Below are 12284 nucleotides of genomic sequence, written 5' to 3' on the forward strand. Positions count from 1 at the left end.
GTTCACTGATCGGGGCGGGCCATCGCCTCGACGTCGAGCGCGGCGTCCAGCTCCTCCCGGGTGAGCAGGCCGCGCTCGATGTAGCCGCCGTCGAGCACCACGTCCTTGAGGGTGCGGCGCTGGGCCACGGCCCGCTTGGCGACCGCAGCGGCCTCCTCGTAGCCGAGGAACCGGTTGAGCGGCGTGGCGACGGCCGTGCTGGACTCGGCCAGCGACCGGCTGTGCTCGACCTCGGCCTGGAGGCCGGCCACGCACCGGTCGGCCAGCAGCCGGGACGCCGACGCCAGCAGCCGCACCGACTCCAGCAGGTTGCGCGCGATGACCGGCAGCATGACGTTCAGCTCGAAGGTGCCGGCGGCACCGCCCCAGGCCACCGCGGCGTCGTTGCCCACGACCTGCGCACACACCTGCAGCACCGCCTCGGGCACCACCGGGTTGACCTTGCCCGGCATGATCGACGACCCGGGCTGCAGGTCGGGCAGCCGGATCTCGCCGAGACCGGCGCGCGGTCCGGACCCCATCCAGCGCAGGTCGTTGGAGATCTTGGTGAGGCTGACCGCCACCGTGCGCAGCTGGCCGGAGAGCGCGACCAGGCCGTCCTGGGCGGACTGTGCCTCGAACCCGTCCACCGCCGCCGTCAGCGGCAGCCCGGTCAGCGCGGCCAGCTCGGCCACCACCTGGGCGCGCCAGCCCGGGGGCGTGTTCAGCCCGGTGCCCACGGCGGTCCCGCCGAGCGGCACCTCGGCGGTGCCGGGCAGCGCGCTGCGCACCCGCTCCGCGCCGCGGCGCACCTGCTCGGCGTAGCCGGCGAACTCCTGGCCCAGGGTGACCGGGACGGCGTCCATCAGATGGGTCCGGCCGGCCTTGACGACGTCGGCGAACGCTTCGGCCCGCTCGGCCAGCACGACGGCCAGGTGGTCCAGCGCCGGCAGCAGATCGTGCAGCACCCCGGCCGTCGCAGCCAGGTGGACGGCGGTGGGGAACACGTCGTTGCTGGACTGCGAGGCGTTGACATGGTCGTTGGGGTGCACCGGACGGCCCAGCCGGGCGCCGGCCAGCCGGGCCACCACCTCGTTGACGTTCATGTTCGACGACGTCCCCGAGCCGGTCTGGAACACGTCCACCGGGAACTGGTCCGAGTGCTGGCCGGAGGCCACCTCGCGGGCGGCCTCGGCGATCACCGCGGCGACGTCCGCCGGCAGCACCCCGAGCCGCTCGTTGGTGCGCGCGGCCGCCTGCTTGACGCTGGCCAGCGCGGCGACCAGCGCGGCCGGCAGTCGCTCGCCGGAGATCGGGAAGTTCTGCACCGCGCGCTGCGTCTGCGCGCCCCACAGGGCGTTGGCCGGGACCCGGACCTCGCCCATCGTGTCGTGCTCGACCCGGTCCTGCTGCTGTGTCGGCTCCGCCATCCCTGCAGTCTGCCCCCGGACGGCGGGTCAGGCTGGCTTGGCGCCGATCGTCAGCAGTGGCCCCGTGGTGTCGGCGAAGAAGTCGTTGCCCTTGTCGTCGACCACGACGAACGCCGGGAAGTCCTCGACCTCGATCCGCCAGACCGCCTCCATGCCCAGCTCGGCGTACTCGAGCACCTCAACCGAGCGGATGCAGTCCTGGGCCAGCCGCGCGGCCGGACCGCCGATCGAGCCAAGGTAGTAGCCGCCGTTCTCGGCGCAGGCCTTGGTCACTGCGGCCGAGCGGTTGCCCTTGGCCAGCATGACCAGTGAGCCGCCGGCCTTCTGGAACTGGTCGACGTAGGAGTCCATCCGACCGGCCGTCGTGGGGCCGAACGACCCGGACGCGTAGCCCTCCGGGGTCTTGGCCGGTCCCGCGTAGTACACCGCCATGTCACGCAGGTACTCGGGCATCGGCTCACCGGCGTCCAACCGCTCCTTGATCTTGGCGTGCGCGATGTCGCGGGCCACGACCAGCGGGCCGGACAGCGACAGCCGGGTCTTCACCGGGTAGCGGGATAGTTCGGCGCGGATCTCCGGCATCGGCCGGGTGAGGTCGATCCGGACGACGTCGTCGGACAGCGCGTCGTCGGTGGCCTCCGGCAGGTAGTGCGCCGGGTCGGTCTCCAGCTGCTCCAGGAAGACGCCGTCCGCCGTGATCTTGCCTCGGGCCTGGCGGTCGGCCGAGCAGGAGACGGCGATGGCGACCGGGCAGGAGGCGCCGTGGCGGGGTAGCCGCACCACCCGTACGTCGTGGCAGAAGTACTTGCCGCCGAACTGGGCCCCGATACCGAAACCGCGGGTCAGCTCGAGCACGCTCGCCTCCAGCTCGAGGTCGCGGAAGCCGTGGCCGGAGGGCGAGCCGGAGGTGGGCAGCGCGTCGAGGTACTTCGCCGACGCGTACTTCGCGGTCTTGAGAGCGTGCTCGGCCGAGGTGCCACCGATGACGATGGCCAGGTGGTACGGCGGACAGGCCGCGGTGCCCAGCGAGCGCAGCTTCTCGTCCAGGAACCGGGTCATGGCGTCCGGGTTGAGTACGGCCTTGGTCTCCTGGAACAGGAACGACTTGTTCGCCGAGCCGCCGCCCTTGGCCATGAACAGGAACGAGTAGGACGGCTCGCCGTGCTCCTCGGCGGCGTACAGCTCGATCTGGGCCGGCAGGTTGGAGTCGGTGTTGCGCTCGTCCCACAGGGTGAGTGGGGCCAGCTGGGAGTAGCGCAGGTTCAGGTGGGTATAGGCGTCGTACACGCCGCGGGCGATGGCCTCCTCGTCGCCGCCCCCGGTGAGCACCCCCTCGGACTTCTTGCCCATGACGATCGCGGTGCCGGTGTCCTGGCACATCGGCAGCACCCCACCGGCGGCCACGTTGGCGTTCTTGAGCAGATCCAGGGCGACGAACCGGTCGTTGGGGGAGGCCTCGGGGTCGTCCAGGATGGAGCGCAGCTGGGCCAGGTGGGCCGGGCGCAGGTAGTGCGCGATGTCGTGCATGGCCTCGTAGGTGAGCCGGGTCAGCGCGTCCGTTTCGACCTGCAGGAACCGGCGCCCGGCGGCCTCGACGGTGCGCACCCCGTCGGCGGTGATCAGCCGGTACGGCGTGCTCTCGGGACCCAGCGGGAGCAGCTCGGAGAAGTCGAATTCGGCCATGTCGACAGGGTAGGCCGGGCCCTCCCTCTCGAGTTATCAGGGTGACGACGACCTATAGATCGTCGTCACCCTGACAGGTTTCTCGTAGGGTCGGGCCCATGGACGACGCCGACGCCCCGCGGCCACCCGCGGTGCCGCCGCTTCTCGCCGTGCCACCGCTGCGCGCGGCCGACGTCGACCGCGACCGGGTGGCGCAACGGCTGGGCCAGGCCTACGCCGAGGGCCGGCTGGACGCCGAGGAGTACCAGGAGCGGTTAGACGCCGCCTACCGGGCGCGTACCCACGCCGAGCTGGAGCCGCTGGTTCTCGACCTGCCGCGCGTGCCGGGCGAGGTGCAGTTCCGGCCGAGCGGGGTGCCCGTGGCGGCGGGTGCGCCCAGCGACTCGGTGGTGGCGGTGTTCGCCTCGACCGAGCGAGCCGGCGTGTGGAACGTGGCCGAGCGGATGACCGCGGTGGCCGTCTTCGGCGAGGCCAAGCTGGACATGACCCGGGCGACGTTCGCGACCCGCGAGGTGCTGTGCGCCACCAACGCGGTGTTCGGCTCGGTCGTGATCACCGTGCCGGCCGGAGTGCGGGTGGTCAACGGGTGCATGGCGGTGTTCGGGGATGCCAAGGTGCCCGCCGAGGTGGCGCTGCCCGCCGACGCCCCCGTGCTGCGGCTGACCGGGCTGGCCCTGTTCGGCGCGATCGAGGTCCGTCGCTCCTGACCTGTCAGGGTGAGGACGACGGATAGCTCGTTCTCACCCTGACAGGTACGCGTTGAGCTCGGCGGAGGTGGGCGGGTCGCAGCCGTGCCGGCTGCAGGTGAGCGCCGCCGCGGCCACAGCGACCCGCAGCACCGAGCCGAGCTCCTCGACCGGCATCGCCGCCAGCCGGTCCCGTGGGTCCGGGCCGAGCCGGTCCCGCTCGGCCAGCGCGTGCAGCAGCCCGGCGGTGAAGGTGTCCCCGGCCCCGACCGTGTCGGCCACCAGCACCGTCGGCGCGGGCACGGTGAGCTCGTCGGTGCCGCGGCGGGCCAGGGCACCGTCCGCCCCGAGGGTGACGACGACGAGGGCCGGGCCCAGGGTCAGCAGGCGAGCCGCGGCCGCCCCGGCCGAGAGCCCCGGGTAGAGCCAGGCCAGGTCCTCATCGCTGGCCTTGACGACATGCGCCAGCGCCACCAGCGGCTCCACCAGGGACCGGGCCGTCTCGGGTGACCCCAGCAGCGACGGCCGAACGTTCGGGTCGTACGAGACCGTGGTCGCGGCCCCCTCGTGGGCCCGCTGCAGCAGCCGCCGGACGGCGGCCGCCCCGGGCGGCGTCCACGAGGCCAGCGACCCGGTGTGCAGCGCCCTTACCCGCGGGCCCAGCGCGGGCGCGAGCTCGGCGTCGCTCCACTGCCAGTCGGCGGTGCCCTCGGTCCAGAAGTCGTAGGCGGCCCGGCCGAGGTGGTCCATCGACGCGACGGCCAGCGTCGACGGCTGGACGGCGTCCACGGCGGTGGATAGGCCGACCCCGCTGGCAGCCAGGTGCGCCCGGGCCCGGCGGCCGAACACGTCGGGCCCGAACCGGGCGAGCAGGGCGACGTCGTGGCCGAGCCGGGCCACGCCGAGGGAGACGTTCGCCGGACTGCCGCCGGGATGGGCCAGGAAGCCGCCGTCGGCCTGCTCGACCAGGTCAGCGACGACCTCGCCGACGACCGAGATCACGGCCGGCTCAGGTGGCGTGCTCGAAGTCGACGCTGGAGTACTCGCGCAGCTTGCTCAGCCGGTGCTCACTGCGGATCGAGCGGATGGTGCCGCTCTTGGAGCGCATGACCAGCGAGTGCGTGGTCGCCCCGCCGGCTTTGTACCGGACCCCGCCGACCAGCTCGCCGTCGGTGATGCCGGTGGCCACGAAGAACACGTTGTCGCTGGAGACCAGGTCGTTCGTGGTGAGCACCCGGTCCAGGTCGTGCCCGGCGTCCAGCGCTCTGCGCCGCTCGGCGTCGTCCTTGGGCCACAGCCGGGTCTGCAGCGTGCCGCCGAGGCACTTGATGGCGCAGGCCGCGATGATGCCCTCGGGCGTCCCGCCGATGCCGAGCAGCAGGTCGACGCCGGTGCCCTCCCGCGCGGCCATGATCGCGCCGGCGACGTCGCCGTCGCTGATGAACTTGATCCGGGCGCCGGTGCTGCGGATCTCCTTGGCCAGCTCCTCGTGGCGGGGCCGGTCAAGGATGACGACGGTGACGTCCTCGGGGGTGCCGCCCTTGGCCTTGGCCACCCGGTTGATGTTGACGGCGGCCGGCGCGGTGATGTCGACGTAGTCGGCGGCCTCGGGCCCGGTGGCCAGCTTCTCCATGTAGAACACCGCGGACGGGTCGTACATCGAGCCGCGCTCGGCGACGGCCATCACGGCGATCGCGTTGGCCATGCCTTTGGCGGTGAGGGTGGTGCCGTCGATCGGGTCCACCGCGACATCGGCCTCGGGGCCCTCACCGGTGCCGACGCGCTCGCCGTTGAACAGCATCGGGGCGTCGTCCTTCTCGCCCTCGCCGATCACCACGACGCCGTTCATGGACACCGAGGAGATCAGCTGGCGCATGGCCTTGACCGCAGCGCCGTCGGCGCCGTTCTTGTCGCCGCGTCCGACCCAGCGCCCCGCGGCCATCGCGGCGGCCTCGGTGACCCGGACCAGCTCGAGGGCGAGGTTGCGGTCGGGGGACTCGCTTTTCATCGGCACGGTCTCCTTCGCGGCGGCGTGCGCCCAGCCTATCCATCTCCCGCACGGCGCTGGACCGACCCTCGGTGGGCATCCGGACGGCGGGTCAGGGACCATGGGCTCCGTGGCAGGCCAGCGGCGCGGGTTCGAGACGACGGCGGACATGGTCCGTTCGCTCGGCGTCGTGCTCGCCGTCGTGGCGGTCACCGTGCTGATCACGCTGCGCACGCCGGGGCAGGCGGTGCGCCCGATCGACTACAGCGGCACCCTGGCGCAGGTCCGGGGCGCGGCGCCCTACGCGGCGCTGGCGCCGCAGGGGCTCCCGGCCCAGTGGCGCCCCACGAGCGTCAGCTACGACCCGCCGCAGACCACCGGCCTGGCCGGCGTCGCCCACTGGCACCTGGGGTTCATCTCACCGAGCAACCAATACGTCGGACTGGAGGAGTGGAACGGCGACCTCCGGGCGCTGCTCGTCGACCAGCTCTACGGTCCGCAGCAGGCAGGGACGTCGGTCGTGGACGGCGCCACCTGGACCCGCTGGACCTCGGTGGACGGCGCCCGCCGCGCGCTCACCCGGCAGCAGGACGGCGCCGCCGTGATCGTCCACGGCACCGCCGGCTGGACCGAGCTGGAGGAGTTCGCCGCAGCCCTCACGGCGCGCTGACCGCGCCGCGCCAGCGGCTGAGCGACGCAGTCAGCCGGCGCTGGCCGACTCGGTCCCTGCGCCCCCTGCGGCGGCGGCCAGCCGGGCGCGGGCCCCGTCCAGCCACTGCTGGCAGATCGCGGCGAGCTGCTCGCCGCGCTCCCACAGGGCCAGCGACTCCTCGAGCGTCGCGCCCCCGGCCTCGAGCCGCCGGACCACCTCGACCAGCTCGTCGCGGGCCTGCTCGTACCCCAGCGCGTCGTCGCTCACGGCGGTCAGCCTACGGGGACGCCGGCTCAGTCGACCGTCGCGGCGAGCTCGCCCTCGGCCAGCCGCACCCGCAGCGATTCACCCGCAGCCACCTCGGTCGGCGACCGCACCACCGCGCCGTCCGCCCGCTGGACGACGGCGTACCCGCGTTCCAGGGTGGCCGCCGGGGACAGCGCGCGCACCCGGGCGGTCGTGTGGACCAGCTCGTCGGCGGCTCGGTCGAGGCGGTGCTGCAGGCTGCGCCGCGACCGCTCGACCAGGGCTCGGACCTCGGTCTCGCGCGGTGCCACGATCCCCGCGGCGGGGTCGGCCAGCACCGGCCGGCTGCGTAGGAAGTCCAGCCGCTGCTGCTCGTGGCCGACCAGGGACCCGACCGCCCGGTGCAGCCGCTCGCGAGCCTGGCTCAGCCGGGCGGTTTCCTCGCGGACATCGGGCACCACCCGACGGGCGGCGTCGGTGGGGGTCGAGGCTCGCACGTCGGCGACCAGGTCCAGCAGTGGCGCGTCCTGCTCGTGTCCGATCGCGCTGACCACCGGCGTGCGGCAGCCGGCCACGGCCCGCACCAGCGCCTCGTCCGAGAACGGCAGCAGGTCCTCGACCGAGCCGCCGCCCCGGGTGACGACGATGACGTCGACGTCGGGGTCCTTGTCCAGTCGGGCCAGCGCGTCGGCCACCTCGGTGACGGCGTAGACCCCCTGGACCGCGACGTTCTCGACCCGGAACTGCACTGCTGGCCAGCGCAGCCGCGCGTTCTCGAGCACGTCGTGCTCGGCCGCCGAGCCGCGGCCGCAGACCAGGCCGACGACGCGGGGGAGGAACGGCAGTGGACGCTTGCGGCTGGTCTCGAACAGGCCCTCGGCAGCGAGCATGGCCTTCAGTCGCTCCAGCCGGGCGAGCAGCTCGCCCAGCCCCACGGGTCGGATCTCCAGCGCGGACAACGACAAGGTGCCGCGGGCCAGGTAGAAGTCCGGCTTGCCGTGCACCACCACCCGGGCGCCCTCCACGAGGGGTGGGACGCAGGCGTCGAGCACGGCACGGGGGCACACGACGGACAGCGACACGTCGGCGACCGGGTCGCGCAGGGTCAGGAAGGCGGTCCCCGAGCCCGGGCGCCGGCTCAGCTGGGCCACCTGCCCCTCCACCCAGACCCGGCCCAGCCGCGCCACCCACTCACCGATCAGCCGGGCGGCGGTGCGCACCGGCACCGGCTGCTCGGCGGACGTCTCGACAGGCATCTCCGCAGCCTAGGCACGTACCCTGGGGGCATGCCGGAGGCCAGCCGCAAGGTCCTGCTCGCCGCCCCCCGTGGGTACTGCGCGGGGGTCGACCGCGCGGTGGTGACGGTGGAGAAGGCGCTCGAGCTGTACGGGGCGCCGGTCTACGTGCGCAAGCAGATCGTGCACAACCGGCACGTAGTCCACACCCTGGAGGCCAAGGGCGCGGTCTTCGTCGAGGAGACCGACGAGGTGCCCGAGGGCGCGACCGTGATCTTCTCGGCGCACGGGGTGGCGCCGTCGGTGCACGAGCAGGCGGCCGGTCGGGGGCTGACGACGATCGACGCGACCTGCCCGCTGGTGACCAAGGTCCATCACGAGGCCCGCCGGTTCGCGGCCGAGGGCTACCAGATCCTGCTGATCGGGCACGAGGGCCACGAGGAGGTCGAGGGGACCGCCGGCGAGGCGCCCGGGCACATCGTGACGGTCGACGGCCCGAGCCGGGCCGACCAGGTCGACGTGCCCGACCCGTCGAAGGTGGCCTGGCTGTCGCAGACCACGCTGTCGGTGGACGAGACGATGCAGACCGTGGACCGGCTCCGGGAGCGCTTCCCCGAGCTCGTCGACCCGCCGAGTGACGACATCTGCTACGCCACCCAGAACCGGCAGGAGGCGGTCAAGCTGATCGCCACGGACGCCGACCTGGTGCTCGTCGTGGGTTCGCGGAACTCGTCCAACTCGGTGCGGCTCGTCGAGGTGGCCCTGGCCGCGGGCGCCACCACGGCCCACCTCGTGGACCACGCCGAGGAGATCGACCCGGCCTGGCTGGACGGCGTGCAGACCGTCGGGCTGACCAGTGGCGCCTCGGTGCCGGAGATCCTGGTGCGCGGCGTCCTGGCCTGGCTGGCCGCGCGCGGCTTCGACGACGTCGAAGCGGTCACGGCCACCGAGGAGAGCCTGCTGTTCGCGCTGCCCCCCGAGCTGCGCCGCGACCTCAAGACCGCGCGGGCCTGACCCGGGCCGCGCGCCAGCGAACCAGCACGATCACCAGGGCCAGGCCGGTGCCCAGCCACAGCTGCGGGCCCTGGTCGATCAGGGCCACCACGCCGTCGAGCACCTGGGTCTTCAGGCCACCGGACCCGGTGACCAGGAAGTACAGGCCCACCAGCACGGCGAACACCAGCGGTGGCACGATCACCCCGGCGGCCAGGTCGCTCCGGCGGACCCTCGCGGCGCCGTAGGCGCTGGCCGCCGCGAAGAACAGGCCGAAGATCCAGCCCAGCCCGGTGCCGGTCATCGCATCGACGAGCAGCCCGACCAGGCTGCCGACCAGCACCACGAGGACCACGCCGGCCACGGTCAGGCCCGGGCTGCCGACCTTGCGCGGGCCCCGGCTCGACGGTGATGTCGACGCGGGCGTCGACGGGGGCCCGGACGAGGGCGCCGGGCGGTCGCTCGGTGTGGTCACGGGGGCCACGCTAAGCCCCCTCAGGCGCCGAACGCATCGCGGTGCCGTGCCGGCTCCGCGTCGTCCGCCGCACCCAGCACCCCGTAGCGCGGGTCGTCCTCGATCTCGTCCGACTCCCCTCCCACGACCGGTCCGACGACGAGAGCGCGCACCGGGCGGCCCTCCTCGGCCGCGGCGACCAGCTCGGGGGCGGACAGCGGCCGGACCGGCTCGTCGACGGGCCCGGGCGCGTCCAGCGGCTCGGTGGAGACCTTCAGGTCGGCCATCCGCCGGGCGCTAGGCAGCACCGTGCGCTCCAGCGAGCCGACCGCCTGGTTGTAGGCCTTGACCGAGCCGGTCAGCGTGCGCCCGAGCTTGTCCAGGTGGTCGCCCATGGTGCCCAGCCGCCGGTACAGCTCGCGGCCTTCGTCGAGCACCTTGCGGGCGTCGTCGGCGAACTGGGACTCGGTCCACGCGTAGGCCGCCGTGCGCAGCATAAGGATCAAGGTGGTCGGGCTGGCCAGCATGACCCGCTTCCCGGAGGCGTACTCGATCAGCGTCGTGTCGGTCTCGAGCGCCTGGGCCAGCATCGCCTCGCCTGGGATGAACGCGATGACCAACTCGGGGGTCGGGGTCAGCCGCTCCCAGTAGGCCTTGGCGGCCAGCTGGTCGACGTGGGTGCGCACGTGCCGGGCGTGCGCGGCCAGCCGCTCGGCGCGGACCTGCTCGTCGGTGGCGTTGAGCGCCTCGAAGTAGGCCCCCAGTGACACCTTGGAGTCGACCACCAGGTTGCGCTTGCCGGCCAGCCGCACCACGAGGTCCGGCCGCTGCGGGCCGTCCACCCCGGTCACGGTTTCCTGGGTGACGAAGTCGCAGTGCTCGAGCATGCCGGCCAGCTCCACGACCCGCTTGAGCTGCAGCTCACCCCACGCGCCGCGCACCTCCGGGCGCCGCAGCGCGTTCTTCAGCTGCTCGGTCTCCTGCCGCAGCAGCGAGCCGGTCTCACCCATCGTACGCAGCTGCTCGCCGAGCGTGGTGAACGCCTCGGTGCGGCGCAGCTCGCTCTGGTCGATCTGGGTCGCGACCTTCTTCAGGTGCTCCTCGATGGGCTTGACCAGGTTCTCGACGGCCTGCTTGCGCTGCTCCAGCTGGGCGGCGGTGTCCTTCTCCGCCGTTCGCAGCTTCTCCTCGGTCAGCGCGGTGAGCCGCACGGTGGTGCGGTCAAGGGCCTCCTGGGTCAGCACCTTGAACCGCTGGCTCAGCTCCTCCTGGGCCCGCTGCAGGTCGGCCAGCCGCTGCTCGCCGGCCTGCCGCTCGTGCTCCAGCGTGGTCGTGAGTCGGGCGACCTCGACATCGGCTGCGCTCACCCGGGCCGCCAGGACGTCCCGCTCGCCGGCCAGCCCGGCCGCCCGCGCGGCAGCGGCGTCCCGCTCGGCCGTGAGGGTCGCGAGCCGGCCACGCCCCATCAGCACGGCGGCGCAGACACCGACGATCACACCCGCGACCAGCAGCAGCACTCCGGTGGTTCCCATGCGCTCGAGTGTGCAGGTCCGGTCCGAGAAATTCGGGGACGGCACGCCCGGCCGCCTAGACTCGCGGCCCGTGAGCCTCACGATCGGCATCGTCGGACTGCCCAACGTCGGCAAGTCGACGCTGTTCAACGCGCTGACCAAGAACGACGTCCTGGCCGCGAACTACCCGTTCGCCACCATCGAGCCGAACGTCGGCGTGGTCGGCGTCCCCGACCCCCGGCTGGCGAAGCTGGCGGAGATCTTCGGGTCACAGCGGATCGTCCCGGCCACCGTCTCGTTCGTCGACATCGCCGGGATCGTGCGTGGGGCCTCGGAGGGGCAGGGGCTGGGCAACAAGTTCCTGGCGCACATCCGCGAGGCGGACGCGATCTGCCAGCTGATCCGGGTCTTCACCGACCCGGACGTCGTGCACGTGGACGGCGAGGTCGCCCCGCTGCGCGACATCGAGACGATCAATACCGAGCTGATCCTGGCCGACCTGCAGACCCTGGACAAGGCGCTGCCCCGGCTGGAGAAGGAGGCCCGGCAGCACAAGGACCGGGCCGAGGTCCTGGCAGCGGCGCAGCGGGCCAACGAGGTCCTCGACGGCGGCACCACGGTGTTCGCGGCTGGCCTCGACTTGCCCCCGCTCAAGGAGCTGTCGCTGCTCACGGCCAAGCCGTTCCTCTACGTCTTCAACCTGGACGACGAGGAGCTCGGCAACGAGGAGCTCAAGGCGCAGCTGCGGGCGCTCGTCGCCCCGGCCGAGGCGGTCTTCCTCGACGCCAAGATCGAGGCCGAGCTGGAGGAGCTGCCCGACGACGAGGCGCTCGAGCTGCTGCAGTCCATCGGGCAGAAGGAGTCCGGGCTGGTGTCGCTCGCCCGGGTCGGCTTCGACACGCTCGGCCTGCGGACCTACCTGACGGCCGGCCCGAAGGAGGCCAGGGCTTGGACCATTCGCAAGGGCGCGACCGCTCCCGAAGCGGCCGGCGTGATCCACACCGACTTCCAGCGCGGCTTCATCAAGGCCGAGGTCGTCTCCTTCGACGACCTGGTGGACGCAGGCTCGATGGCCGAAGCCAAGGCCCGCGGCAAGGTGCGGATCGAGGGCAAGGAGTACGTCATGGCCGACGGCGACGTAGTGGAGTTCCGATTCAACGTGTAGGCGAGGGGCAAGAACCGTTGCAGCACCACGGGTTTCTAGTCTGCAGCTCGTCGAGGTGGCCCAGCCGGCGGTGGCAGCCGGAGGTCGCCCGGACAGTTCACGACGGTCTCGATCCGCAGCGACCGGCCGTCTTTGAGGTACTGCTTGATCCGGGAGTGCTTGAAGTAGGCGTTCACGTGGACCTGGGTGTCGTGGGTGACGACGCTGGTCCGGCACGGCTGGGTGTGTTTGATCGGCCGTCCCCGGCGGCTGGCGGGCCGCAC

The 12284-nt window shown here is 72.8% G+C and carries 13 protein-coding genes; 4 read left to right on the top strand and 9 right to left on the bottom strand.

Features of this window, described 5'->3' with window-relative positions; translation table 11 throughout:
- Positions 1-2 precede the first annotated feature (2 nt).
- A complete protein-coding gene (locus VIM19_15215; protein ID HEY5186213.1) occupies positions 3-1409 on the bottom strand; it encodes a class II fumarate hydratase in 1407 nt (468 codons plus the stop codon).
- Between the two features lie 27 nt (positions 1410-1436).
- Entirely contained in the window at positions 1437-3092 is a 1656-nt protein-coding gene (locus VIM19_15220) for a fumarate hydratase (GenBank protein HEY5186214.1), read from the bottom strand.
- Positions 3093-3190: 98 nt separating this feature from the next.
- Here VIM19_15220 and VIM19_15225 point away from each other — a divergent pair, with 98 nt between their 5' ends.
- Complete coding sequence (locus VIM19_15225; protein ID HEY5186215.1) at positions 3191-3799, top strand: DUF1707 domain-containing protein; 609 nt, start codon at positions 3191-3193, stop codon at positions 3797-3799.
- A gap of 33 nt (positions 3800-3832) precedes the next feature.
- On the opposite strand, the gene VIM19_15230 is transcribed toward VIM19_15225, so the two are convergent.
- Positions 3833-4780 (bottom strand): carbohydrate kinase, encoded by a 948-nt coding sequence (locus tag VIM19_15230; GenBank protein HEY5186216.1) that lies wholly within the window; start codon positions 4778-4780, stop codon positions 3833-3835.
- A gap of 7 nt (positions 4781-4787) precedes the next feature.
- Positions 4788-5786 (bottom strand): class II fructose-bisphosphatase, encoded by a 999-nt coding sequence (glpX, locus tag VIM19_15235; GenBank protein ID HEY5186217.1) that lies wholly within the window; start codon positions 5784-5786, stop codon positions 4788-4790.
- 109 nt (positions 5787-5895) lie between these two features.
- Between glpX and VIM19_15240 the strand changes: the two genes are divergently transcribed.
- Entirely contained in the window at positions 5896-6435 is a 540-nt protein-coding gene (locus VIM19_15240; protein HEY5186218.1) for a DUF4245 domain-containing protein, read from the top strand.
- A gap of 30 nt (positions 6436-6465) precedes the next feature.
- Here VIM19_15240 and VIM19_15245 read toward each other — a convergent pair whose 3' ends face one another.
- Positions 6466-6693, bottom strand: coding sequence for an exodeoxyribonuclease VII small subunit (locus VIM19_15245; GenBank protein ID HEY5186219.1), 228 nt, complete (start codon positions 6691-6693; stop codon positions 6466-6468).
- Between the two features lie 17 nt (positions 6694-6710).
- A complete protein-coding gene (gene xseA / locus VIM19_15250; GenBank protein ID HEY5186220.1) occupies positions 6711-7919 on the bottom strand; it encodes an exodeoxyribonuclease VII large subunit in 1209 nt (402 codons plus the stop codon).
- Between the two features lie 30 nt (positions 7920-7949).
- Here xseA and VIM19_15255 point away from each other — a divergent pair, with 30 nt between their 5' ends.
- Positions 7950-8912 carry a 4-hydroxy-3-methylbut-2-enyl diphosphate reductase gene (locus VIM19_15255; protein ID HEY5186221.1) on the top strand — a complete coding sequence of 321 codons (963 nt, stop codon included), beginning with the start codon at positions 7950-7952 and terminating at the stop codon, positions 8910-8912.
- On the opposite strand, the gene VIM19_15260 is transcribed toward VIM19_15255, so the two are convergent.
- Together VIM19_15260 and rmuC are read right to left on the bottom strand one after the other, a co-directional pair.
- The gene (locus VIM19_15260; GenBank protein HEY5186222.1) at positions 8893-9366 is read right to left on the bottom strand and encodes a DUF6542 domain-containing protein; all 474 of its coding nucleotides are present in this window, start codon (positions 9364-9366) and stop codon (positions 8893-8895) included. The genes VIM19_15255 and VIM19_15260 overlap by 20 nt on opposite strands.
- Before the next feature lie 20 nt (positions 9367-9386).
- A complete protein-coding gene (rmuC, locus tag VIM19_15265; protein HEY5186223.1) occupies positions 9387-10877 on the bottom strand; it encodes a DNA recombination protein RmuC in 1491 nt (496 codons plus the stop codon).
- A gap of 70 nt (positions 10878-10947) precedes the next feature.
- Between rmuC and ychF the strand changes: the two genes are divergently transcribed.
- Positions 10948-12021, top strand: a complete 1074-nt coding sequence (gene ychF / locus VIM19_15270) for a redox-regulated ATPase YchF (protein HEY5186224.1) — start codon at positions 10948-10950, stop codon at positions 12019-12021.
- Positions 12022-12056: 35 nt separating this feature from the next.
- Here the strand turns inward: ychF and VIM19_15275 are convergent.
- The coding region (locus VIM19_15275) for a hypothetical protein (protein HEY5186225.1) at positions 12057-12284 on the bottom strand (228 nt) is incomplete at its 5' end.

The sequence above is a fragment of the Actinomycetes bacterium genome, from assembly GCA_036510875.1.
Taxonomy (GTDB): Bacteria; Actinomycetota; Actinomycetes; order Prado026; family Prado026; genus DATCDE01.